Here is a 24126-nt window from a genome sequence, read left to right as displayed (position 1 = left end):
TGACAGCGCGGCAGCCTGTGCCCCTCCGCCGATGGCCCTTCGCACGGTCATCGCCGCCGTCCTCGCCGGCGCGGTGTTCCTGGCGCCCTTCGCGTGGCAGCCGGCAGCCGGCCAATCGTTCAGCTCCCCATCCCTGGCCGAGCTGGTTCGCGAGTATCTCGTCGCCGCGGACGGCGATGAAGCCGACCGCCTCTTGACCGACATCCTCGCGCGCTCGGACGCGAGCATCGCCGGGCTCGAGACGATCCTGCGCGAAGGGCCGCAGTACCGCAGCCAGGCGATAGGGCTTCAGCCCGGCCGTCCGGTGTCCGTGCGCGGCCGCCCGTTTTCCTACGGTCTCTACGTGCCGCCCGGGTACGACTCCACGAAGGCGTACCCCCTGGTCCTCTGCCTCCATGGCGCCGGCTTTACCGGCGACGCCTATCTGGAGCGGTGGCAGGCGCGATTGGCCGATCAATATCTGCTGGCGTGCCCGACGCTCCTGCAAGGAAACTGGTGGACGCGAGACGCCGCCGACCTGGTGCTGGCCACCCTCCGAGACGTCGCCGTCCGCTACCACGTCGATCCCGATCGCGTGTTTCTCACCGGCATGTCGAACGGCGGCATCGGCGTGTACCTCGTGGGCACCCACTACGCACCGCTCTTCGCCGGCCTTGCTCCCATGGCGGCCGGCCTCGACGAAGTGCTCATGCCGTTTCTGGAAAACCTGCGTCACACGCCCGTGTACCTGATCCACGGGGTGAAAGACCAGGTCATGCCGGTCTCTCTGAGCCGCCGGATTGCGGAAGAATTGACGCGGCTCGGCTATCCCTTCGTCTATCGGGAGCACGACCGGACCCATCCGATCGCCGGAGGCCATTACTTTCCGCGAGAGGAGCTCCCGGACCTGGTCGCCTGGTTTGCCGCCCGCCGTCGCGACCCGCTTCCCAAGCAGCTCACCCTCGTACGCGACGCGTCGCACTTACTGCCGTTCAGTTGGGTCCGGATCGACGCCACCGACCGCATCGCGGCCTTCACCGATCGGCTCATCGATTCGGACGACGACGCCATCGTCACCCGCCGATACGCCAGGCTCCAGGCGACCGTCGCGGCGCCGAACCGGATCGAGGTCCAAACCGACCGGGTGCGCCGGTTCACGCTGTTTCTCAACGACGCGCTGGTCGACCTGTCGCAGCCCGTCACGGTCGTGACGAACGGCCGCGTCAGCTATCAGGCTCTGGTGCGACCGTCGGCCGAGCGGCTTTTGCGTGACGCCAGGCAACGGCGCGATCCCCGGGCGCTCTTCCCCTCGGCGATCTCCATCGACGTCGGCTCGCCATGAACCACGGACGGGCGACCCTCCAGACGGCGCTCATCCTCGCGGCCGTAGCCGTGTGCCCGGGCGCACGTGCCGCCGACCCGTGTGTCCTGCTTGCCGACGGGGCGCCGGTGGAAGGGTGGACCGGTCTGTCGGTGGAGGTGCGCTGCCGGCTGTCCACCGTGGTCAACGCCGCCCATGTCTCGTCGACGATCGGTCCTCGACGCACCCCGATCTCGCCCGAATTGAACGCGTACTTGCTCGACCATCCCGATCTGGCCGCCGGCCTCATGGAGCGGCTCGGGATGGGGCGCATGGAGGTCGTCGTCATGGGTCCCCGGCACTACCGGGTCAAGGACGGCGACGGAGCGGAAGGCGCGGTGACGGTGATCCTCGCGGAGCCGGACCGGCGCCTCTACCTCATCGAGGGGAGCCATCGGAGCCGCCTGCTCCCGACCATTGCGGCCAAAACGGCGGCCTGGGTCCGAACCGCGTCCATCTCCAACCCGGACCGACCCGACGCCGTGGAGACGACGATCGTCGCCTATACCCGGTTCGATGAGGGCCTCGTCTCCGCGCTCGTGACCTCCCTCAAGCCCTTGGCGGCCTGGGTGGTGAGGCACGCGCTGGAGAAGGAGCTGGCGATGACGCACGAGCTCGGCGTGCGAATCGCAGGCGACCCCGGTTGCGCCCGCCGCGCCGTCGCAGCCATGCCCCTCGGGTCCGCGGACGCCCGCGGCCGGTTGCTCTCGCTGATCCCGAGCGTTCCCTCTCCGCCGCCCTCGCATCCGACACGATGAGCCGCACGCACAGCTTCATCCTCCTTTGCGCGATCGGCGTCTTGTGCTTCATCAGTTACAACCTGGTCCGCATGCCCGTGCTGGCGCTCTTCGCGCAATCCCTCGGGGCCGGACCCGAGAGCATCGGCGTGGTCGTGTCGGTGTCCACGCTCACCGGCGTCCTGCTCAAGCTCCCGTCGGGTGCGCTCTCCGACATCTACGGGCGCCGGCTGTTGATGCGGATCGGGGTGGTGGCCTTCGGGCTGCCGCCATTCGTGTATCCCTTCATCCCCGACGTCGAGACACTCACCGGACTTCGGTTCGTCCACGGCCTGGCGACGGCCATTTTTGCGCCCAGCGCCCTGGCCACCGTCGCCGACCTCTACCGAGAGCGGCGCGGGGCGGCGATGGGGGCGTATACGGCCTCGACGCAGGCGGGCGCGCTGCTGGGTCCGGTGCTCGGCGGCTGGCTTGTCTATGCGTCCGGCTTTACGACCACGTTCGTGACCGCGGGCGTCTTCGGGTGCCTCGGCATGATCCTGTTCGCCCTGCTGCACCTCAAGCCGCCGCCACGCGTCCCCGAGAAGGGCATCCGCCCGGTGACGGCCGAAATGTGGAAGGGCTTCGCCATCGTCGCCCGCAACCTGCGCGTGCTAATCACGAGCACGGTGGACGGTGCGAAGATGATCGCGAACGGCGCCTTGATGGCCTTCCTCCCGATCTACGGCGTCGGGATCGGCTTGAACGCCGGCGAGGTCGGGCTCCTGTTCGGGGTGCAAGGGGTGACCTCGTTTCTGTCCAAGCCGATCATGGGGCGGGTGTCCGACCGGATCGGCCGCCGCCCGTTGATCATGCTCGGCCTGGTGATCTGCGCCGGCACGTTCGTGATGATCCCATGGGTCGAGGCCTTACCGTTGCTGCTCGTGCTCGCCGCCGGCTTTGGGTTCGGCGAGGCCGTCGTGACCTCCTCGACGTCCGCCTTCGTGGCCGACATCTCGGAGCTGAAGACGCTCGGTGCCGGCATGGGGATGCAGGGCACGATCTCGGACATCGGTCACGCGAGCGGGCCCCTGCTGGCGGGGCTGCTCATCGCGCATCTGAATTTTCAGGGCGCGTTTACCGTCATCGCGGCCGTTCAAGTGGTTGCCGCCGGCCTGTTCTGGGTGTCGGTCCGAAAGTCGTGACCCGCGGCGCCGTTGCTCGGCCGCCGGCCGACCTTCCCACGACCGACTCGGCTGCCCTATAATATCTCATTCCGGGGCACTGCCATGAGCGCGGAGATGGGGCCGCCGATATCGTCATCGGGATTCTGGCCGCGCTCGGCGTCGTCGTGCTCATCGTCGTGTTCGTCGTCGTGTTTCGGCAGGTCCTCGGACGGCGGGAGTAAGCATGTTCACCGGGATCATAGAGGAGATGGGCGCCGTCACGGCGGTCACCAAGACGCCGACCGGCACGCGGATGACGCTGCTCGCGTCGACCATCATGGATGACTTGATCGTAGGGGCGAGCGTGAGCGTTAACGGGACGTGTTTGACGGTGACCTCCCGTGGAGAGCGGGACTTCACGGTGGACGTGTCCCAGGAAACGCTCAACGTGACCACCCTGGGCACGTTGACCCCGGGCGCGCCCGTGAACCTCGAGCGCGCGATGAAGGTCAATCAGCGCCTCGGCGGGCACCTGGTGGCGGGACACGTGGACGGTGTCGGGACGCTCCAGGCAAGACGTCAGGAGGGCAACACGTTGTTCCTGACGATCGAGGCGCCCCGCGAGATCGTGCGCTACTGCGTGCAGAAGGGGTCGATCACCGTCGACGGGATCAGCCTGACGATCAACGACGTCACCGACCGGGCCTTCAGCGTCGCGATCATTCCCCACACCGCGAAGGTCACGACCCTCGGCCTCAAGCAGGTAGGTGATCCGGTCAACCTCGAATCGGACCTGATCGGGAAGTACGTCGAGCGGCTGTTACAGGAACGCGGCCAGGCGGCCCCCAGGCCCGCCCCGGTGATCGATAAAGACTACCTACAAAGAAAGGGGCTGATGTAGCTCAGCCCGCAATCCTTTCTTCTTGCTGAGCGCTGACGGCTGACCGCCTCCGCTACTCCTCCAGCGTCGAGATGTCGCCCACGTCCTGCCCGAGCTCCTTGGCTTTCAGCACCCGGCGCATGATCTTGCCCGACCGCGTCTTCGGCAACGACGGGACGATTTCGATTTCCTGCGGCACGGCGATCTTTCCCAGCTCCTTCAGCACGTGGTCCTTCATGGATTGGATCAGCTCCCGGCTGTCCTGCTGGCCTTGCTTCAGGATCACGAACGCCTTGATCGACTCCCCCGCGGTCTTGTGCGGCTTGCCGATGACCGCCGCCTCGGCGACGGCCGGATGGCTGACGAGCGCACTTTCCACCTCGGCGGTGCCGATGCGGTTGCCGGCGACCTTGATCACGTCGTCGGCGCGGCCCATGAACCAGAAATAACCGTCCTCGTCCTTCCTGCACACGTCCCCCGCCGTGTAGCAGTTCGGGATCGTGTTCCAGTACACCCGGTACCGATCCGGGTCCTTATAGATGGTCCGCATCATGGCGGGCCAGGGCTTCTTGACCACGGCAAAGCCGCCGCTGTTGGGCGGGAGACTCTTGCCCTCGCGGTCGACGACGTCGGCCTCGACGCCGAGGAACGGTCGGGTCGCCGAACCGGGCTTCAACGGAACCGAGGGGAGGGGGGTGACCAGGATCATGCCGGTCTCGGTCTGCCACCACGTGTCCATGATCGGCTTGTTCCCGCCCGTCACGCGGTGATACCACTCCCACGCTTCGGGATTGATCGGCTCGCCGACGCTTCCGAGCACGCGCAGCGTCGACAGATCGTACTTCTTCGGCCATTCTTCGCCGTACTTCATCAGCAGCCGGATCGCGGTCGGGGTCGTGTAGAAAATGGACACCCCGTACCGCTCGATCAGCTCCCACCAGCGCCCCGGGTTCGGATAGTCCGGCTTCCCTTCGACCATCAGGATGGTCGCGCCGTTGAGCAGCGGGCCGTAGACGATGTAGCTGTGGCCGGTGACCCATCCGGGATCCGCGACGCAAAAATACACGTCGTCTTCCTTGAGATCGAAGACGTACTTGGTGGTGATGTACGTGCCGACCATGTAGCCGCCGTGCACGTGCACGACGCCTTTCGGCTTGCCGGTCGTGCCGGAGGTGTAGAGGATGTACAGCGGGGTTTCGGCCTCCAGCCGCTCGGCCTCGCACACGGCCTTTTCGCCCGCGATCCAATCGTGCCAATCGATCTCCTTCGGCGCCGACAGCGGGATGCCGGGCTTCTCCCGCCGTACCACCACGACGGTTTCGACGGTGGCGCAATTGGCGACCGCCTGGTCGACCACGCTCTTCAAGTTGACGCTCTTGCCCCGGTCGTACCCCACGTCCGCGGTGATGACGACCCGGGCCTCCGCATCCTGAATGCGGCTGGCGAGGGCGGGCGCACTGAAGCCGGAATAGACGACGCTGTGAACGACCCCCAGGCGGGCGCACGCGAGCATGGCCACGACCTGCTCGGGGATCTTCGGCAGATAGATCGTCACCCGATCGCCGCGGCGAAGCCCCAGCGCGGTGAGGGCGTTGGCGCACCGATTGACCTGCCGGGCCAACTCACCATAGGTGAAGATCCGCTCTTCTCCCTGCTCGCCGACCCAGATGATCGCCACCTTGTTCTTGCGCCACGTCTTCACGTGGCGGTCGAGGCAGTTGTACGCGATGTTGCAGGTGGCGCCGACGAACCATTTGGCCCAGGGATAGTCCCACTCGAGGACCTTGCTCCACGGCGAGAACCATTCCAGCTCTCTGGCCACGCCGGCCCAAAACGTCTCCGGGTCGGCGATGGACTTACGGTATTCGGTCTCATAGTCCTTGATATACGCGTGTGCGATGGTCTCGGCGGTGGGAAGGACGACCCGGTCGACCCTCAAGAGGCTATCCAATTTCTCGTCAGCGGCCATGACGTGCGCTCCTCCGTTTCAGTCCAAGACTCACCGAACAGGACGCTCTGCGCGTCATTATGAGTGAGCCCCCGATCATCTTCAAGCCTTCGATCGGCCGTCGGTCTCCCGTTCCTTGACAGCCCGCGGACGCGGGGCGTAGCATGCCGGCGAGGCTTCGATGGAGCGTTGCATGCGCCGGGTCGCCCTGCTCACGGTCATCTCCGCGTGTCTGTCCCTTGCCGTCTCATCGGCTCACGCCCAGATCGGCAAGCCCGAGGGGCTCTACTACAAATCGTGGGCCGTCGTCATCGGCATCAACGACTATCTCGTCGCACCGAAACTGGACAACGCCAAAGCCAACGCCAAGGCGGTCGCCGAGGCGCTGAGGAAGGTAGGGTTCGAGGAGATCATCGAGCTCTATGACAAGGACGCGAGCTTCAAGCGGCTCAACGCGATCTTCAGCGACTTCCTTCCCCGCAAGGTCGGACGGCAGGACCGCGTCGTCATTTACTTTGCCGGGCATGCCGGGCTGACCCAGGACATGAACGGAAAAGACTTGGGCTATCTCGTCCCGTGGGACGCCCAGGTCCAGAACGTGACGAAGGCCATCACACTCGATCAGCTCAAGGAATTCTCCCGCCGGGTGATGTCGAAACACGTCCTCTTCCTCCTGGACACGGCCGTGTCCGGCTGGGACGTGACGCCTCCCCAGCAGCTCTCGTTGGAGGGTCGTGTCGCGCCGGAAGCGGAAACGGAAAAGCGCGCGATCCAGGTCTTGACGGCGGCCGGTAAGGGAGAAGTGGTGAGCCGCAAGGAGTCACCCGACGCCTTCGTGCAGGCGGTCGTCAGCGGCCTCGACGGCGCGGCCGACGCCGACCGGAACGGTTGGCTGATGGCGACGGAGCTGGCCGAGTACGTCGGCGCGCAGGTGCCGAAAGCCACCGGCGGAGCCCAGCATCCCCAGTTCGCCCGACTCGACGGTGAAGGGGACATGATCCTGATCGAGGGGAAGAAGAGCGCGTTCAAACCAGGCCGGTTGCCGAAGACGGAAGCCGAGCGGACGGCGGCCGCGAGGGATGAGTACGAGGAGGCGTTCACGATCCTCCAACAACAGCGGCCGGTGGGCGAGGCGCTCGAACACTTGAATCGAGCCCTCGAGTACAACCCGTCCTATGGGGATGCGTACGTCCTGAAAAGCTACCTCTACCTCGAATACGCCCCCAATCTCGAGGAAGCCCTCGCCGCGGCCCGCGCGGCCGTGAAGTATGCGCCCGGCAATCCCGATTCGGCCTACACGCTGGGACTGGTGCTGCAGCGAAAGGGCCAGTTCGCGGATGCGGAAAAGGCCTTGCACCAAGCGCTTGCCGTCAATCCGAACTACGCGGACGTGTATCTGTCGCTGGGCGACCTCTACGCGGAAGATCTCAAGGACAAAGCCAAAGCCGTGGAAGCCTACCGGCACTACCTGGAAACAGGAGGGACGGAGGGCCGTGCCCGAGCCTATCTCGAGCAGAACGGCGCGGTTGCGCCGGCCACGAAGCAGTGAAGAGAAGGCTCAGGTTGAGGTTACGGCTCAGGGTGAAGAAAGAAGCTTGACCTTAACCTCAACCTGAGCCTCAACCTTTTTCTTACTCCTTCCCGCCCCCCTTCAAGTAGCCCAAGCCGATCTTGACCGCCCGGCGCGTGATCTCCGCCCAACGCGCTTCGGGATACTCGGCCAAGACCGCCGCCGCCTTCGGGTCCTGAATGTCCAATTCCATGATCTTGATGATGCCGTCCTGAATTCTGACGTCTGCCACGACGATCCTCCGCTCGCGCTCGTTCGTGAAGGGCCATCAACGCAGCGCCAGCGTTGCGTTGACACTCATAGGGGGCGATGCTAGCATAAAACCACACTTCCCTTTAAGGTCTCGACGGTAAGCCCCGCGTGTATGATCTCGCAACCGACCGGCCGTCTGTTCGCCTGCACAAGGAGGATCCTATGAGTTCGGGACGTGGCGTCATTCGATCGATCGGCGCCGGCCTCATCGCGTGCCTCTGTCTTGCCTTGACCGCCTGCGGCGGCGCCCCCAAGTGGGTGAAGCAGGGCTCGAGCTTCAGCGACAAAGCGTTCTACGGCGTCGGCGCCGTGAACGGCGTCAAGAACGAACCGCTGGCATGGGAGGCGGCGCAGAATCGGGCGCGCGCCGAGGTCGCCCGCAACTTCGAAACCTATACCGCCTACCTGATGCGCGACTACGCCGCCTCGACGACCGCCGGCGACTTCACCCGCGGTACCGAAGAGCAGAACATCGAACGGGCCATCAAGACCTTCAGCGCGGTCACGCTCAATGGCGTGCGCCAGGAGGATCGCTACAAGGACGAGAAGAGCGGCACCTACTACGTGCTGGCGAAACTGAACCTGGCCGACGTCAAAGAGCAGCTCGCGCAAGCCAAGGAGCTGAGCAGCGAGGTCCGGGACTTCGTCCGGCGCAATGCCGACCGACTGTTCGAGCGCCTGGAGAAAGAAGAAGACAAGCGGGCCGCCAAGTAATTCGCGGCCGGCCGACGAGGGGAGAGACAGATGAGCACTGGACGGACCCATGGGGTGAGACGGCTCGCGATCGGCGCCCTGGCGCTCGCCGCGCTCGGCCTGAGCGCCTGCGCCAAGGAGACCCGTGTCACCCGGATCGATCCCGGCGTGGTGACCGACTTGAGCGGGCGTTGGAACGACACCGACTCGCAGCAGGTTGCGGAAGCGATGGTCAAGGAAGCGTTGAGCTATCCCTGGCTGGACAGCTACGTGAAGGCGAAGGGCCGGCAGCCCGTCGTCGTCGTCGGGACGGTCGTCAACCGCAGCCATGAGCACATCAACACGCAGACGTTCATCACCGACCTCCAGCGCGAGCTGACGAATTCGCAGAAAGTCACGTTCGTCGCCGGCCGGGGGGAGCGCGAAGAGATCCGCGATGAGCGCCGCGAGCAGGCCGTCCATGCCCGGGAAGACACCCAGAAGTCGGCCGGTAAGGAGATCGGGGCCGATTATATGATGAAGGGAAACATCTCGACGATCCTGGACGAGAGCGACGGCACCAAGGCCGTGTTCTACCAGGTGGATCTCGAGCTGATCGACCTCGAAAGCAACGTGAAGGCCTGGTACGGACAGAAGAAGATCAAAAAAGTGGTCGAACGCAAACGCTTTCTCTTCTAGCAGGGTGGTTGACACGCCTGCTGACGCGCGTCCTTGAACCCTCCCGCTCCACTCGTTCGGCGCCCCACTTCGGTGGGGCGCTTCTGCTTTCGCCTCTCGCCCGTCTGCACCGGCCTGCTGAGCGTGCTGCTCGCGGTCTTCAGCTCCGCCTGCACCCATTCCGTCACCCGATATGCCTTGGCCGAGGACAGCCTCCGGACCGGGGATGCGCGCCGGGCGGCTCAGGTCATCGAGCAGGCCGAGCGGGAATACGGCTCGGAGAGCCGCGTGCTCTATGGAATGGATCGGGGCCTGATGCTCCACCTGGCCGGGGAGTACGAGGCGAGCAACGCGGTGCTCAGCGAGGCCGAAGACGAAGTGGACCGGCTGTACACCCGCCGGATCGGCGCCGAAACCAAAGCGTTTCTCACCAACGACTCCAAGCTTCCCTATGAAGGGGAGCCCTACGAGCAGACGATGCTCAACGTCGTCAAAGCGTTGAACTATGCGGCGATGGGCAACTGGACCGAGGCGCTCGTCGAGGCGCGGCGCCTCGATCACCGGCTCAACGTGCTCACCGATCGAACGGGCCCCAAGGACGGATACCGCGATGATCCATTCGCCCGCTACCTGAGCGGCCTGCTCTACGAGACGGCCGGGGATCTGAACAACGCGTTCGTCGCCTACCGAAAGGCCTACGAGCTCTACGGTCAGACGGCGGTCTGGTCCCGCGTGCCGGCGCCGCCCATGCTCAAGGCCGACCTGCTTCGCATCACCGACGCGCTCCACTTGGACGAGGAACATCAGGCCTACCGGAGGGACTTCGGAGAGGTGCCCTGGCGCTCGTATAGCGAGACCCGGGATCTGGCGCAGGTGCTGCTCATCACCTTCAACGGCCGATCCCCTCGCAAAGAAGACCGCTACATCGACGTCCCGATCAGCCTCGACGCCTTGAATCTGGTGCTGATCTCCAAGGCCTACGGAAACCACCACCAGTCGCCCGAGCGCCGAGCCGCCGAAAGCGTCTTGTACGGGTTGAACGGCCGGATCATCCGTGTGGCGATTCCCGCGCTCGTCCCGGAGAAGTCAACGGTCGTGTTCGCCGAGCTCACCGCGACCGGCCCCGATGGACATGTCGCCGCCCGAACCCAACTGGTCCAGGACCTGACGGCCTTGGCCGACCGCAGCCTCTCCGACCGGCTCCCGGCGATTGCGGTCAAAGCCGTCGCTCGTTCCGTGGTCAAATACAGTGTGGCGGAAGGTATGGGGTACGGGGCGCGCGCGGCGGCCGGAAAGGACGCCGGCCCCTTGGTCGGCCTGCTGGTCGGCGCCCTGGCAAAATCGCTCGCGGTCGCCTCGGAGCAAGCCGATACGCGTAGCTGGCGCACGTTGCCCGACGAAATCCAGATCGCGCGGGCATGGTTGCCGCCGGGGCGCTACGAGCTGCGGACGCGATTCCTGGACCGGGCCGGCAGGAGCGTGGGGCGGGAATCAGCTCACACCGTGTCGCTCCAGGGCGGCGACACCACATTGATCTGCGAACGGGTGTTGCCATGATGCACCGCTGCCTGGTCGTCATTGTCTGTCTGGCCCTCGTCGCCGGCTGCGGCGGCCGTCGGCACGCCCCGCCCGCATGGGTGGACGGCGTGAGCCCGGACTTTCCCTCCGAGCGCTTTCTGGTCGGGGTGGGCCAAGCCGATTCTCAGGCCGCGGCGAGCGAACGCGCCTATGGCGCGGTGGCGAAGATCTTCAGGGCGCAAGTGACGGCGCAGTCGCGCGATTGGGAGTCCTATGTCTCCACCGACAGGGCCGGGCAGTCGAGCGTCGAACATCGCGTGTCGCTGGACCAGCTCACCACGGTGTCGACCGACAAGGCCCTCGAGAACGTCAAGGTTCTCGACCGCTGGATGGACACGCGAACCGGACAGCACTATGCATTGGCCGGCATGGACCGGGCGCAGGCCGGTTCCGCGATGGCCGAGCGGATCGATGCCCTGGACCGGACCATCGAGACGGAGTTGGCGGAAGCGGCCCGAACGGCGGACACGTTGGGCAAGGTCCGAAGCCTGCGACGGGCGATCAACGATCTCCTGTTGCGCGAAGTTTACAATACCGACCTGCGGGTCATTCGACCAAGCGGGCAGGGCCTACCCTCGGTCCACCGTGTGGCGGACCTGAAGCTGGAGCTCGAGCGGACGCTGGCGGAGCGGGCCCTCATCGCGATCGAGATCACGGGGGACGAAGCGGATCAGATGAAGCGGGCGCTGGCGGAAGGCTTGATCCGTGAAGGACTGTCGGTCGCCGGCCTTGGCTCGGATGGCCACACGGACGGGGTCCGACCCGCATCGGCCGGCCTACGGCTCACGGGCACGGCGCAGCTCTGGGAAGTCTCCGTCCCTGACCCGCGCTTTCGCTACGCGCGATGGTGCGGCGATTTCGTGCTGACCGACGTGGAATCCGAACGGGTCGTGGGAGCCGTCTCGCTCGGCGGGCGAGAAGGCCACATCACGACGCCGGAAGCGATGGCCCGGGCCTTTCGGGTGATGCAACAGGAGCTCTCGACGACCGCCGCCAAGGCGCTGGCCGGCTCTCTCTACGGAGAGACCCCGCTCCCCGCCGACCTGCCCCCGGCGGCGTGCCCTACCAAGGAGAGTAGTAAATGAGAAACTCGTAATTGGTAATTGACTGGGAAGAACACATCACTCACTTACTGAATTACTACTTACTCCTTCACGAATTACCAATTACTTCCTCAGTTGAATTGATCGAACAGATCGATCTGCTTGAGGCTCCAGTTCACGGCTTCCTTGAGTTTCTTGAGCTGTTCCGCGTCGGCTCCGTTCAGCCCCGAGGTCTGGATCGTTCGGTACAAGGCGTACATCGGTTCGTACGAGCGTTTATCGGGAAGCTTGCCGAGCGCCCAAGCCGCCTCGGTTTTGACGGCGGGATGGTCCGACTTCAACGCTTCCAGGAGGGGCGGGATGATCGTGAAATCCCCGTGCAGGGCGCCCACCTGCCCCAGCCCCTTGGCCGCGGCCGCTTGCAGCTCGGGCGGCCCGCTCTTCAGCACCTCGACCAACGCCGCGATGCTCTCCTTCTGACCGATGTTCCCGAGCGCGACCGCCGCCGCTTTGGCGACGGCGAGGTCGGAGTCCTTCAAGGCGGCGATGAGGCGCGGCGCCGCTTGGCTGGCAAACATCTCTCCCAACTGCCCGATGATCTTGACCTTGAGCCCCGTCGGCACCGCCGGGTCGTCGAGTCGCTTCAGCAAGCGATCGTCCTGCCCCCACTCGGCGGCCAGCAAGGTCGGGAAGTGATAGTCCTCCAACCGCTCCTTGAGCTTGCTCAAGGCATAGGCTCCCGGATCGGGCGCATTCGCGGCGGCCGCGGCCTCGCGGGTATCCTGAAAATCCGTCCGGACCTCTTTGTGCCAGCCCATCTTTTTTCCGTCGAGGAGATAGACCAACTGGCAGGCCGGGCCCTTCCACACTCGAGAGGGTGAATCGGGGAGATCCGCATCGCCGCCGGATCGTGTGGTCCCCTCCCACACCTTGTTCTGCTCGCACTTCACGCGCAACACCGCGTCATGGGGCTGGGCAGGGTCCGTGACGACCGTGTACCCCAGCGCGTCCATTCGCTTCACCACCGTCTCGGTCAGGGCACCGGGGTCGGACGGTCCTTGCTCCGTGAGCGCCAGCACCTCGACGAGCACCCGGTCCACTTTCTCGAGCTTGGCCTTTTGTTCGGCGGAGAGCTGATCGCGGCGGGCCTCGCCGTCCAGGGGCGCGAAGAAAAGAGCGAACATCACGACGAGAGTCATACGAATGGCCATGGAAGACCTCCGAGGATGATCGGATGGATGGCGTGCAGAATCTTCCTGACTGTACCCAAGCCGGGCGCCGATGCGCAAGAGCGGGACGCGGTTCAGCGAGCGCCTCCCGAGCGTTGAAGCCTTAGGGGGTCGCCGCTATAATGCGCCCATGCCGCTCGCACAACGGATCGCCTTCGTCGGGGCGGGGAGCATGACCGAGGCGCTCGTGAGCGGCCTTCTCCACGCCGGGCTCACGCGCCGGGACGATCTCATCGTCAGCGATATCCTTCGAGCCCGACGAGAGCACTTCCAGACGCGATACCAGATCCAGGCGACCGGGAAGAACCGCGAGGCGGCCCGGCAGGCGCAGATCCTCGTCGTCGCCGTCGAGCCCCAGGACCTGGACGAGGTGCTCGATGACCTCCGGTCTTCCGTGCCCGGCGACTGCCTGGTGATCTCCGTGGCGGCCGGGTATCCGCTCGCTCGGCTGGCGGCCCATCTCGGTCCGGCGCAGCGGATCGTCCGCGCCATGCCGAACACGCCCTCGACCGTGCTCGCAGGCGCCACCGCGCTGGCGTTCCCTCCTCAGCTTCCGGAAGCCGACCAGGAGTCCGCGACCGCCGTTTTCCAAGCCGTCGGGCGGGTCGTCTTCGTGGAGGAGTCCTTGATGGACGCGGTGACCGGGGTGAGCGGGAGCGGTCCGGCCTACGTCTATCTCATGATCGAAGCGCTGGCCGACGGCGGGGTCCGGATGGGGTTGCCCCGCTCCACGGCGGAGCTGTTGGCGGCGCAAACCGTGCTCGGGGCCGCGAAGATGTTGCTGGAGAGCGGCGAGCCGCCCGGCCGCTTGAAGGACCGCGTGGCGTCGCCGGGCGGAACGACCATCGCCGGACTCGCGCGGCTCGAGGACGGGCGCGTGCGGGGCACCCTCATCTCCGCCGTCGAGGCGGCGGTCCGTCGATCGAAGGAACTGGGGTCAAGCTAAGGAGCCTAACCAAGGAGCGATCGTGGTCTATTGGGTCAAGGTCGTGTTCGTCGACAACCAAGAGCTCATCTTCAAAGACGCCATCCGCCATACGATCAGCGACGACATGGAAGTGCTCGAAGTCGATACCGCCAAGGAAGTGACCATCATCCCGATGAAGCAGATCAAGTACGTCGCGTGCGATGCGAGCGTGTTCGCGGCCAAGGGAAAAAGCTGACGGCGCGGCCGCCCGCGGATCGTCACGCGCCGCGGGCCGAGACGCGCTTGGCGAGCCGATGGGCGAGGCGCATCATCGCAGGCGACCGGTCGGACGGATCCAGGACGACGTTGACGACGTGCAGCCGTGAGCGATCGGCGAAGGCCATGTCCAGCGCTTTGACGAGATCGCCGTGCGTCCGAACCTTGTGCCCGACCCCGCCCCGAACCAGATCGCAGATCTTCTCGTACTCCCACTCGTGAACATCGTTGAACGGACCATCGAGGATTTCGCGCTCGGTGGAGTAGCCCCTGTTATTGAGGATGATCACGATCGGCGCGTGGCCGTAGCGCACGCAGGTGCTGACTTCCGAGCCGGTCATTTGAAACGCGCCGTCGCCGACCAGGACGATCGGCCGCAGCGAGGGGTCGGCGAACCCGACGCCCACGGCGGCCGGCACCGCAAACCCCATCGAGGTGTAGTAGGCCGGCGACATGAACTCGCTCCGCCGGCGGACCCGGAGGTCGGCGCCGGCGAACAGCGATTCCCCGATGTCGGCGATCACGAGCATCTTGTCGTCCAGACGGCGTTCGAGGTCGCTGAACAGACCGCGGAGCGCGGCCGGATGCTCCGGCGCCGGCACCTCCGGCAGCAGGGCCTCGGCGATCGGCAACGTGCGGGAAGGAAAATGCGGCATCGGCGCGGCGATCAAGGCCCGCACGAAGTCCTCGAAGAACACCCGCTCGTAGCGGTGATGCTTGATCGTGATGGCGTCGGCGGTCGCGTGCACGGTGCGCCCCGCGCGCATGACGGGCGACGTCGGGTCGAGGTCCTCGAGGTCCGTGAGGATCGAGCCCAACATCAGCAGGCAGTCCGCCTCATTGACGAACTTCTGGACTTCATCGCGCCCGATCAAGCCGCCGTAGACCCCGATGAACAGCGGATGGTCTTCCGGCACGACCGACTTCCCCAGCAAGGTCGAGGCGACCGGAACGTTGATCCGCTCGATGAAGCGCGCCACGTCGTGTTGGAGACGGAAGCGATGGACTTCCGCGCCGACCAGGAGCACCGGGCGCTCCACCGCCGCGAGCATCTCCCGGACTTCGGCAACCGCTTCGGCGAGGGCGGCGGGATCGCTGCGCTCGGACGCCGGCGACACACCCGCGCCGCGCCGGTGGATCGGCGCGTGGACGAGATCGCGCGGGATCTCCAGATAGACGGGGCGCTTGTAGCGGACCAAGGCCCCGAGCGCGCGCTCGATCTCGCGTTCCGCGGTCAGCGGATCGTCCAGCACGACCGACGCCACCGTCACCTTTTCGAACACCTCTTTTTGCGTGGTGAAGTCGCGCACCATATGATGGAGCAGGGGATTGCGGACGCGCTCGGACAGCCCCGGAGAGCCCGACAGCAGCACGACCGGCGAGCGCTCCGCATAGGCGCAGGCGATCGGATTGACCACGTTCAAGCCGCCGACGCAGTACGTCACGCACGCGGCGCCGATCCCGCGCAACCGGGCGTAGGCATCCGCGGCAAAGCCCGCCGAGTCCTCGCGGGTGGTTCCCACCTGCTGGATCGAGGAGCGCTCGATCAGCTCGTACAGGCTGAGCACGTAGTCGCCCGGGACGCCGAAGACATGACGAAGGCCGAGCGCATACAGACGGTCGAGCAAGAGGGACCCGATCGTGTCCATGATCGTGACTGTATCGTGCGGTCAGGCGAATGTCTAGATGAGACCGGGCGTGCCACCGCAGGCCGAATGCCGCCGGGTTGGAGCCTGACGATCCCTTCAGACCGGCTGCGGCCCGTGCATACCGCCGAGACCGACCGCCCACGCCGATGAAGGCGGACCGGCCCATCATCCCTCCCGACGCGGAGGTGCGCGAGCTCACCGTCCGCGCCGTCCTGCTCTCGGTCATCCTCGCGGCCGTTTTGGCCGGGGCCAACGCCTATCTCGGGCTCTTCGCCGGCATCACGGTGTCCGCCTCCATCCCCGCGGCGGTTGTTTCGATGGCCGTGCTCCGACTCCTGCGTCGGGGGACCATCCTCGAGAACAACATCGTCCAGACCGCGGCGTCATCCGGCGAAGCATTGGCGGCCGGGGTGATCTTCACGATTCCGGCCTTGCTGCTGGTCGGCTACTGGGAGGCGTTCGACTACTGGCAGACGACCCTGATCGCGGCCGTCGGCGGGCTCCTCGGCGTGCTCTTCACCATTCCCCTTCGACGGGCCCTGATCATCACCGCCCGCCTGCGCTTTCCCGAAGGCGTGGCCACCGCCGAAGTCTTGAAGGTCGGGGCCGAGCTCGGCACGCCTCGTTCGAGCGCCGGTGGCAGCGTGAAGAACGTCCGGCTGCTCGTGTCCGCCGCCACGGTGGGAGCCGGGGCGAAATTCGCCGAGAGCGGCCTGCACCTCTGGCCCGAAGCCGTGGAAGGCGCGGCCTGGATCGGCCGCACCGTCGTCTATGCCGGGATCAATCTGTCCCCGGCCCTCTTGGCGGTCGGCTTCATCATCGGGCTGCACACCGCGCTCGTGGTCTTCATCGGCGGCCTCATCGGGTGGGTGATCCTCCTCCCGCTCTCAGGATGGCTCGCCGGTGTGCCGCCGGGTCTCTCCGAATCGGCGGCCGCCAAGGCGGTCTGGAGCACTCAGGTCCGGTATGTGGGCATCGGGGCGATGCTGGCGGGCGGCCTCTGGACGCTCACCCGCTTGCGCGTCCCGGTCTGGGAGAGCCTTCAGGCGCTGCGGGACAGCTACCGGCTGGCTCGATCGGCCGCACGCTCGGCCCCACGTACCGAGCGCGATGCGCCGCTGCCTTGGCTCCTCGTCGGGCTCGTGTTGTCGGTCTCGGTGACGGCAGGGATCTACGCGCACGTCGTCGGGGAGTGGGCGATCGGCATCGGGATGACGCTGATCATGGTGGTGGCCGCCTTCTTGTTCTCGTCGGTCGCCGGGTACATGGCGGGCCTCGTCGGCAGCTCGAGCAATCCGATCTCGGGCGTGACGATCGCGACGATCATGCTGGCGGCCCTGCTCCTCGTGATCCCGCTCGGCCAAGGACATCCCGCCGGACCGGCCGCAGCATTGCTGATCGGCGCCGTGGTCTGTTGTGCGGCGGCCATGGGCGGGGACAACCTGCAGGACCTGAAGACCGGCCATCTCGTCGGCGCGACCCCCTGGAAGCAGCAGATCGCTCAGATCATCGGCGTGGCGACCGGCGCCATCGTCCTGGTCCCCGTCCTGTCGCTCCTGGAGGCCCAATACGGGATCGGCGAGGTCACCACGGCGCACCCCCACCCCTTGAGCGCCCCGCAGGCCACCTTGATGGCCAGCCTCACCCGAAGCGTGTTCGGGGGCGCGCTGCCATGGCACCTCGTCGCGCTCGGCGTGCTGATCGGGACGGCGGTGATCGCGCTGGACCTGCGCCAAGAGCGGCGTGGACGCGCGTTTCGGATCCCGGTCCTCGCCGTCGCGCTCGGGATCTATCTCCCGTTGAAACTCTCCGCCGCGATCATGGTCGGAGGGGTGCTCGCGGCCGCGGTCGCCCGCCGGTACAGCACGGAGACCGTGCGTCGGGGAGGCCTGTTGGTCGCCGCCGGGCTGATCACCGGTGAAGCGCTGATGGGAATTCTGCTGGCGGTGCCGCTCGCGCTGAAAGGGGTGCGGTCGATTCGATGACCGGGGCGGCCATCCGTGTCGCGTCGCTCACGCTGCAAGTCTCACCATCTCGCGTCATGCCGACCGATCCGACGTCGGTCCCGTACCGCCTCTGGGCGGCGTGGCCTCCACGCGCTCCCGCTTCTCAGGGTCGGGGCCGTCCCTCGTCGCGCTCGCCGTCTGCTTCGACAGGGTCGCGTCGGGGAGCGGGACGGGGATTCGAGTGATCTTCTGCCGCTGATGCGCTCGGATCGCGTCCTCCTTCATCCGCTCCAATCGAAGATCCGTCATCGTGAGGACGATGTCGTTGCCCCGGTCGAGGCTGTCCGGCTCCCGTTCGCGCTCGAGCAGCACGATGCGGGTTCGGCCGTCGCTCCAGACCGTCCGATGTTCGGTCCGCAGTGTGGCAGGGTCGAATTCCATGCTCCGATCCGCCGACGGCCGACCGTACAGGTCCTTCAGATGGCTCAGCAGCACATCGAGGTTCTCTTCGATCCGATGCGCACGATAGTGGATGCGGAGCTCATACAGCGCTCCGTTATGGAATCGATAGTCCAGTCGCTCGATGTAGGGATCTTTGGACGGTTGGGTCAAGGATTCGGACTTCGGCCCGCGGCCCTGCTGTTTGACCACCTGGGGATCGAGCCGCGCCAGCTCACCGAGGCTCATCCCCAGACGGGCGTGCTGAAAGGCCCGCGGCAGGAGAGCCTGACCCGAGTCGCCCTGCGACTCGTTCTGATCGACGGCGTGTACGGGTGCGGGCGCCGACCAAACGACGCCGTCGGCCCCGGGCACCAGCAGAAGAGCACCCACCAGCAGTGTCGAGATCAATCCTGTTCCTGTCCGCGCCATGCTTCCCTCCGTCGCGACCTCCTCAGGCCGCCACACGGATCTCGTCGGATGCGGCCCTCCGTGTCCGACCAATCTTCGAGACGGACGGGTCCACCCGTTGAGGGGCACCGTCACGTAACGAGAGAATGTCCTCCACCAGCCGATCGCGCAGCCGCCGCTCCGCCGCCAACCGTGCCGGCCGATCAAGCGAATACCACCGAAGCGGTCGTGCGAACCGAAGCACCGGCGGGGCGGCCTTGACCGGCGGTGTACCGAAGTCATAACCCTTCGCCGCTTCTCGGCGCTCGAGCCACTCCTGATAGCGAGAGGCGTAGGGTTCGTGCCGAATCTGGACCATCGAGATGGCCTCCGGCGCTGGATGCTGAGTGCCGGCTACGTGGATCATCCGTGAGCCGCCTTGCCGGCTCCGCTGGCCGGCACTGCCTGCGTCCGGCACCCGTTTCTGCCTCACGAGTAATCCTTGCCCGGACAAAGTCAACGGGTGGCGGCCGCCCCGCCCTTGACTCGAACCTGGCCGAACCGATCCATGTCGAGCCGATCGTCGGCGGCGTCTTGATCATTGCCGGCCCTTTGCTCAGGAGATCCGAGACCAGCGCGCCCTTCGCCTCACGCAGCCCGAAGTCTTTGGCCAGGTCGATGGACAGGTCCTGCACTCCGAGACCGAGCCAGCCTCGGATCACCTTGCCCTGCTTCATCGAGCTCGCCATGACGGTTCGCGCCATCTTGCTCGGGATGGCAAACCCGATCCCCATGAAGCCGCCGGTGGGAGACACGATCGCCGTGTTGATCCCGACGAGCTCCCCCCTCAGGTTCACCAGGGCTCCGCCGGAGTTGCCCGGATTGCCCGGATTGATGGCGGCGTCCGTTTGGATGAAATCCTCATAGTCGACGATACCGATATTCGCCCGCCCGACGGCGCTGACGACGCCTACCGTCACCGTTTGGTTGAGGCCGAACGGATTGCCGACCGCCATCACGAGCTCGCCCGCACGCAGCCGCGAGGAGTCGCCCCAGGGAAGAGAGGGAAGGTCGGTCCCGTCGATCTTGATCAGCGCCAGGTCGCTGGGCGGATCGGTTCCGATGACGGTCGCCGTGAAGCGTCGTTTGTCGGGCAACAGGACGTCCAGCGCCTGCGCCCCTTCGACGACGTGATTGTTCGTGATGATGTATCCGTCCGGCGTCACCAAGACGCCGCTCCCGAGTCCCATCTCGGGCGGGATGGGGAATCCGGGCGGAAGAGGGGCTCCGGGATACGGCGGCACCGGACCGAACGGAAGGCCCTCGGCCGGCGCAAGGCCGGCAGGTCCTCCGAGAGTCGAGGAGATGTTCACCACGGCGGCCTTGGCCCGCTCAGCCGCTTGGACCAGCGCCTCGTTGACCGACGCCGCCAAGCCCGGTGTGTCGGGCGGAGACGGCGTCGGTACGTCGAGCGCCGCGGCCGGCCGCGGCACGAGACACGTGAGGCCGACGATCAAGACGGCGGCACATCGCCGAACCGAGCAGGATGGACGCATCGCCAATGCTCTCCGGACTCACGGCCTTCCACGGCGCAGGCACTATTTCCGCAAGGCCACGCCTTTCGGCTGGACCTTCAACTCGGACACGTCCACGCCCCGCACGCCGTGGATCTTGTCCAGGTCACTGGCCAGAGCGTATTTGTGACTCAGCGCGTCGATCGTCCCCTTGAGCTTCACCATTCCGTTCTGTACCTGATACTCGACGTCATCGAGGTCCACCAGGGAGGACGACTGCAGGTAAAAGAGCACGTCTTGTTCGATCTCGCGATCGGGCCGTCCTTTGCCGACCACCTTGAGCAGGTTGACGACTTGGACCACGCCTTCGACCGTCTCCACCGCCTTCTCCGCGAGCTTGCTCTGGCGAGGCCGCTCGACGCTGCCTTTGAGCGTCACCACGCCGTTCACCACGCTCGGGGTGATCTCGGTCCCGCGCAAGGCGAGGACCGTCTCCAGCGTCTTCTGGACCTGCTCGCGGATCGCCTCGTCGCGGCTCACGGGCGGCCGGACCACCAAGGCGTTGGTCACGGCACGGACTCCCACGGTGCTGGCCACGAACCCGTCGGCCATGGCCTTGTCCGCCAACGTCGGCACCGTCCCTTCCAGGGTCACATGGCCGTCTTTGACCTTGACGTGAATCGACGCCGGATCGAGGTGCGCATCCATCGCCAAGCGGCGCTTGAGCGCCGCCTGGAGCTCTTCATCGGAATACGACTGGTTCCCGATAAACGCTCCGGTCGACGCTGCGAACGTCGACATCAGCATGAACGTCACGAGCCAGATGATGCCTTTCATGGTTCCATCCCTCTCTTTGCTTTGGCTCTTCCTGCTCTTTGGAGCACTCACGGTGCAGATAACGGCCCGGTCCGTGCAGTCAACACCCGTTCGAAGAGGGCGATCCGATACGCGTACGGCGGCAGCCCGCTGCCGTCGGCGTGTCGCTGTCGAGCTCCACGTACGCTGTCGCCCCTCTTGACCGTCGGCGTGGTCCCGTTATCTCTTTGGTAGATTTTCCGGAAAGGAGGTGAGCGACATGGCGATGCTTCCTGTGATGACCGACGTCGATCGGCTGATCCATGAGGCTCTCGCGGGGACCACGCCGATCGCCTGCAACGTCTGGGAGGATCAGGAGCGTTTCGTCATCGAGGTCGCCGTTCCCGGGTGGGATCCCAAGGCGCTCGACGCCACCATCGCCAACGGGATGCTGACCATTCGGGGCACGGCATCGGACAGCTCGGATGCCGGCCGTACGTATCTCGTGCATGAGCACGGGCTCGCGAGCTTCGAGCGCTCCTTCATCCTTCCGGAGTTCGTCGATCCGAGCAAGGTCGTCGCCTCGTGCAAAGACGGGCTGCTCCGGATCGAGGTCAGCAAGCGAGAGGATGCGAAGCCGCGGCGAATCCTGATCGACGCTGCAGCCGCGGAGAGGGTCGGGTGATCCGGCCCTCTTTTTTTGGTTCGACGCCTCGTGTCGTTCTGTCTCACTCAGTTTTCGTCCTTTCCCTTCATCGCCTGGTTCAGCGTCCCTCCGGTGACCGGGCCGTGCCGGGAGTATGGCATGGTTCGAAGCCGGGACTGCCACGGTATCGTAGCGGAGCGGCATCCTGCTCGCGCTGCCCATCGTACTGAGCACCGTGTAGCCGGACAAGTCTCTCCATGAATAGGAGGAGCGCAGGGATTCGGCCTGAACGAGGAAGTATTTACTACCGCCCTGGGAACGGCATAAGCTTAGCCCGACATGAGCGAAACAAGAGATCAGTCGGAAGAGCAGCCATACCAACCGCCGGAAGCCGCGCTGGATCTGCCTGAAGCGAGTGGGTGGGAAAGCATTGCGGAATGGACGGGAGGACTCCCGCCGGATGCGATCGACGCGCTGCGAGAGATCAAGGGCCTCCAAACCGTGTATCCGCTGTTGCATACACTGGTCGGTCGTTCGCCCAGAGACTTTTTCGTCCGCGCGGCTGCATTGAAAGCCATTGTCGCGTCGGGTCATGCCGCCCTCTCCTCACGTGATTTGGATGACGTGCTGTACTGGCTCGATGAGTCTTCGCGTAACACGACCGTCCGAGCCCTACGCGCAAGCGGTTGGCTCGATTTCAGCCCGGCAATCGGCACGGTGCTGACGGACGCCGGACGATGGGCTTACGAAATCATTGCCTTCCTGCGCAAGCAGTTGGAAGAAAGTGAGCTGCGTCCCACGCTCGAAGGTGTCGATTATGCTCTGCGCATCGGGATCGACCCCATCTGGCATCTGGAGTCGCTTCGCTTGCGATTGCAATCCTTGCGCGAGGAGATCGAGTCGGCGCGAGCCTCGTACTCGGAAGTGGTTCTCAGGCGCGCCGCCGCCAAGTTGGACGAAACCTTATGCCTCTCTCAGCAAATCCGAAGCGTGCTCGACCGCGTCTCTCCGTCTCATCACCGTGCTCGGCGTGTGGCTCGGGAGATTCATGATCTGTTGTCTCGGCTCCACGGCGGCAGCGCTGAGCTGCACGGCGCCATCACCGAGGTGGGCAGGCAGTACCTCCGCCTCACCGCCGGGCTGACGATCGAGCAGATCGTCCAGGCTTTGATGGGGAAAACCCAGGAGGACTTGGCTGAAATCGGCCGGGAGGCCCTGTTCGCGGTCTTCGTTCCACGACCCCTGCTCACGACGGATGTCGTGGCCGCTGCAGCGGAACAACACGTGCTGCGCGAACGGCGTGTGCCTGAACCGGTAATCTGGGAAGAACCCCCGGAAGCGGAGCGTGTGACTGACGCCGCCTTCACTCCGCAGGAAGTTCTTTCGTTGCTGGACGACCTTGAAGGTATTGTGCAATCCGGGCGCGCGCTGCCTTTGAGCTTCCTCGTTCCTCGCGGGAGTGCCGAGGAATCGTTCTTGCGGGCCAGCCTGTTGCCACTCGTCGGGGATCACCGAGCGGGTGAGGGAATTGCGGGGCAGTTGGGATCACTGCCGGTTGAGGTGGAATCCGAAGGCGACGGCTGGCCCGAGCCGTTGGAGGAGGTCCCGCTCTCGGCATTGACCCCGGGTTGGGTCCGTCCTCAATCTGGAGAGCCGAATGCGAACGAGGTAGACGATGGATGACGTCGCCCGCATCTGCGCCCGCCTGCTCCGCGAGGGAACGGTGCCTCGGCATGAGCTGCATGAGCTGGATCATCTCGATGTCCGCCATGAGATCGAGAAGCGTTTCGAGTCGGTGGGGCTGGTCCTGTCGACCAGCGTCTACTCCCAGCACGTCGGGCTTCGTCTCTCGCCTGATGTCGCATCGGATCCTGCATTCGATGCCGCCACCAACCTTGGTCTGCATGCGGACAGTTGCGCCCTGCTCGTGATCCTGTGGGCGCGCCTCGTTCTCCAAAAGCGCACGGCCGCGGATACCCGAGAAGTGCCGGGACAGGGGTCCCTTCTGCCCGATGTACAGGCCGTGGCGGCGCGGCAGTACCAGCCGCAGGTGCGGTTGACCACGCTGGTTCGTGAATTCGGGCACGTGCTCGGGTCGAAGACCCATGTGAAAGCTCTCGTATCCCAGTTGCGGAAACTAGGCTTCCTCGGTGGTGCCGGAGAAACCATCGAGGCCGGGCCGCTGCTCGAACTGGGCCTTGATGGAGAGCGGATGATCGGATTTATTCGCCGCCAAGTGCTGGCCGATCTACTGCAGCGCAAGGTGCAGGGGGAAGCGGTGTCCCAGACCGACGACGGGAGCGACGAGTTGAAGGTTCTGAACGCCCTCCAAGAGCGGGAAGATGGGATGGGGATGACGCAATTGAAACAGACCACGGGCCTACGCGTGGACCGGCTGCGAACCATTCTGCGTGATTTGATGGCGAACGGATCGGTCAAGCGGGTAGGGCAGGGCACCCACACCCGTTATGAACCGGTAAGGGCCTGATCCCTC

Annotated in this window: 22 protein-coding genes; 15 read left to right on the top strand and 7 right to left on the bottom strand. The window is 65.6% G+C overall.

Translation table 11 applies throughout. The features are described 5' to 3' along the window. Positions 1-31: 31 nt before the first annotated feature. The 4 genes from ACWHYV_RS12590 (at position 32) to ACWHYV_RS12575 (ending at position 4122) form a co-directional block, all read left to right on the top strand. On the top strand, positions 32-1321 hold the full coding sequence (locus tag ACWHYV_RS12590; protein WP_447976842.1) for a carboxylesterase family protein: 1290 nt from the start codon (positions 32-34) through the stop codon (positions 1319-1321). Then, a complete protein-coding gene (locus tag ACWHYV_RS12585) occupies positions 1318-2097 on the top strand; it encodes a hypothetical protein (protein WP_447976841.1) in 780 nt (259 codons plus the stop codon). The genes ACWHYV_RS12590 and ACWHYV_RS12585 overlap by 4 nt, the downstream gene beginning before the upstream one ends. Next, positions 2094-3260 (top strand): MFS transporter, encoded by a 1167-nt coding sequence (locus ACWHYV_RS12580; RefSeq protein WP_447976840.1) that lies wholly within the window; start codon positions 2094-2096, stop codon positions 3258-3260. Before ACWHYV_RS12585 ends, ACWHYV_RS12580 begins: the two co-directional genes overlap by 4 nt. 205 nt (positions 3261-3465) lie before the next feature. Then, positions 3466-4122, top strand: a complete 657-nt coding sequence (locus ACWHYV_RS12575) for a riboflavin synthase (RefSeq protein WP_447976839.1) — start codon at positions 3466-3468, stop codon at positions 4120-4122. A gap of 52 nt (positions 4123-4174) precedes the next feature. On the opposite strand, the gene acs is transcribed toward ACWHYV_RS12575, so the two are convergent. Beyond that, the gene (gene acs / locus ACWHYV_RS12570) at positions 4175-6070 is read right to left on the bottom strand and encodes an acetate--CoA ligase (protein WP_447976838.1); all 1896 of its coding nucleotides are present in this window, start codon (positions 6068-6070) and stop codon (positions 4175-4177) included. A 172-nt stretch (positions 6071-6242) separates the two neighbouring features. Here acs and ACWHYV_RS12565 point away from each other — a divergent pair, with 172 nt between their 5' ends. Next, on the top strand, positions 6243-7598 hold the full coding sequence (locus ACWHYV_RS12565; RefSeq protein WP_447976837.1) for a caspase family protein: 1356 nt from the start codon (positions 6243-6245) through the stop codon (positions 7596-7598). Positions 7599-7680: 82 nt separating this feature from the next. Here the strand turns inward: ACWHYV_RS12565 and ACWHYV_RS12560 are convergent, their stop codons facing one another. Beyond that, on the bottom strand, positions 7681-7851 hold the full coding sequence (locus tag ACWHYV_RS12560; RefSeq protein ID WP_447976836.1) for a hypothetical protein: 171 nt from the start codon (positions 7849-7851) through the stop codon (positions 7681-7683). A gap of 182 nt (positions 7852-8033) precedes the next feature. Here ACWHYV_RS12560 and ACWHYV_RS12555 point away from each other — a divergent pair, with 182 nt between their 5' ends. The 4 genes from ACWHYV_RS12555 to ACWHYV_RS12540 all read left to right on the top strand — a co-directional run bounded on the left by ACWHYV_RS12555 (position 8034) and on the right by ACWHYV_RS12540 (position 11884). Further along, complete coding sequence (locus ACWHYV_RS12555) at positions 8034-8585, top strand: LPP20 family lipoprotein (RefSeq protein ID WP_447976835.1); 552 nt, start codon at positions 8034-8036, stop codon at positions 8583-8585. Positions 8586-8615: 30 nt separating this feature from the next. After that, entirely contained in the window at positions 8616-9242 is a 627-nt protein-coding gene (locus tag ACWHYV_RS12550) for a penicillin-binding protein activator LpoB (protein WP_447976834.1), read from the top strand. A gap of 72 nt (positions 9243-9314) precedes the next feature. Continuing rightward, positions 9315-10778 carry a COG3014 family protein gene (locus ACWHYV_RS12545; protein ID WP_447976833.1) on the top strand — a complete coding sequence of 488 codons (1464 nt, stop codon included), beginning with the start codon at positions 9315-9317 and terminating at the stop codon, positions 10776-10778. Then, positions 10775-11884, top strand: a complete 1110-nt coding sequence (locus ACWHYV_RS12540; RefSeq protein ID WP_447976832.1) for an LPP20 family lipoprotein — start codon at positions 10775-10777, stop codon at positions 11882-11884. The genes ACWHYV_RS12545 and ACWHYV_RS12540 overlap by 4 nt, the downstream gene beginning before the upstream one ends. 89 nt (positions 11885-11973) lie before the next feature. Here the strand turns inward: ACWHYV_RS12540 and ACWHYV_RS12535 are convergent, their stop codons facing one another. Then, positions 11974-13053 (bottom strand): HEAT repeat domain-containing protein, encoded by a 1080-nt coding sequence (locus ACWHYV_RS12535; protein WP_447976831.1) that lies wholly within the window; start codon positions 13051-13053, stop codon positions 11974-11976. A gap of 148 nt (positions 13054-13201) precedes the next feature. On the opposite strand from ACWHYV_RS12535, the gene proC reads away from it, so the two are divergent. Further along, positions 13202-14017, top strand: coding sequence for a pyrroline-5-carboxylate reductase (proC, locus tag ACWHYV_RS12530; protein WP_447976830.1), 816 nt, complete (start codon positions 13202-13204; stop codon positions 14015-14017). A 22-nt stretch (positions 14018-14039) separates the two neighbouring features. Next, positions 14040-14234, top strand: coding sequence for a hypothetical protein (locus tag ACWHYV_RS12525; protein ID WP_447976829.1), 195 nt, complete (start codon positions 14040-14042; stop codon positions 14232-14234). A 22-nt stretch (positions 14235-14256) separates the two neighbouring features. On the opposite strand, the gene ACWHYV_RS12520 is transcribed toward ACWHYV_RS12525, so the two are convergent. Beyond that, positions 14257-15903: an alpha-keto acid decarboxylase family protein gene (locus ACWHYV_RS12520; RefSeq protein ID WP_447976828.1), complete on the bottom strand. Its 1647-nt coding sequence runs from the start codon at positions 15901-15903 to the stop codon at positions 14257-14259. 146 nt (positions 15904-16049) lie between these two features. Between ACWHYV_RS12520 and ACWHYV_RS12515 the strand changes: the two genes are divergently transcribed. Next, positions 16050-17888, top strand: coding sequence for an OPT family oligopeptide transporter (locus tag ACWHYV_RS12515; RefSeq protein ID WP_447976827.1), 1839 nt, complete (start codon positions 16050-16052; stop codon positions 17886-17888). 54 nt (positions 17889-17942) lie between these two features. Here ACWHYV_RS12515 and ACWHYV_RS12510 read toward each other — a convergent pair whose 3' ends face one another. From ACWHYV_RS12510 to ACWHYV_RS12500, 3 genes are all read right to left on the bottom strand, one after another. Further along, positions 17943-18719: a hypothetical protein gene (locus ACWHYV_RS12510; protein ID WP_447976826.1), complete on the bottom strand. Its 777-nt coding sequence runs from the start codon at positions 18717-18719 to the stop codon at positions 17943-17945. A 257-nt stretch (positions 18720-18976) separates the two neighbouring features. Further along, a complete protein-coding gene (locus ACWHYV_RS12505; RefSeq protein ID WP_447976825.1) occupies positions 18977-20233 on the bottom strand; it encodes a trypsin-like peptidase domain-containing protein in 1257 nt (418 codons plus the stop codon). Between the two features lie 42 nt (positions 20234-20275). Next, on the bottom strand, positions 20276-21028 hold the full coding sequence (locus tag ACWHYV_RS12500; RefSeq protein WP_447976824.1) for a BON domain-containing protein: 753 nt from the start codon (positions 21026-21028) through the stop codon (positions 20276-20278). A 238-nt stretch (positions 21029-21266) separates the two neighbouring features. On the opposite strand from ACWHYV_RS12500, the gene ACWHYV_RS12495 reads away from it, so the two are divergent. The 3 genes from ACWHYV_RS12495 (at position 21267) to ACWHYV_RS12485 (ending at position 24120) form a co-directional block, all read left to right on the top strand. After that, positions 21267-21671, top strand: a complete 405-nt coding sequence (locus tag ACWHYV_RS12495; protein ID WP_447976823.1) for an Hsp20/alpha crystallin family protein — start codon at positions 21267-21269, stop codon at positions 21669-21671. A 300-nt stretch (positions 21672-21971) separates the two neighbouring features. Beyond that, the gene (locus ACWHYV_RS12490; RefSeq protein ID WP_447976822.1) at positions 21972-23315 is read left to right on the top strand and encodes a hypothetical protein; all 1344 of its coding nucleotides are present in this window, start codon (positions 21972-21974) and stop codon (positions 23313-23315) included. Beyond that, positions 23308-24120, top strand: coding sequence for a hypothetical protein (locus ACWHYV_RS12485; RefSeq protein WP_447976821.1), 813 nt, complete (start codon positions 23308-23310; stop codon positions 24118-24120). The genes ACWHYV_RS12490 and ACWHYV_RS12485 overlap by 8 nt, the downstream gene beginning before the upstream one ends. The last annotated feature ends 6 nt before the right edge of the window (positions 24121-24126 follow it).

This window comes from Candidatus Nitrospira bockiana (assembly GCF_965152565.1).
Note: the sequence above shows the minus strand (reverse complement) of the source record. Positions and strands in the feature narration are given on the sequence as shown.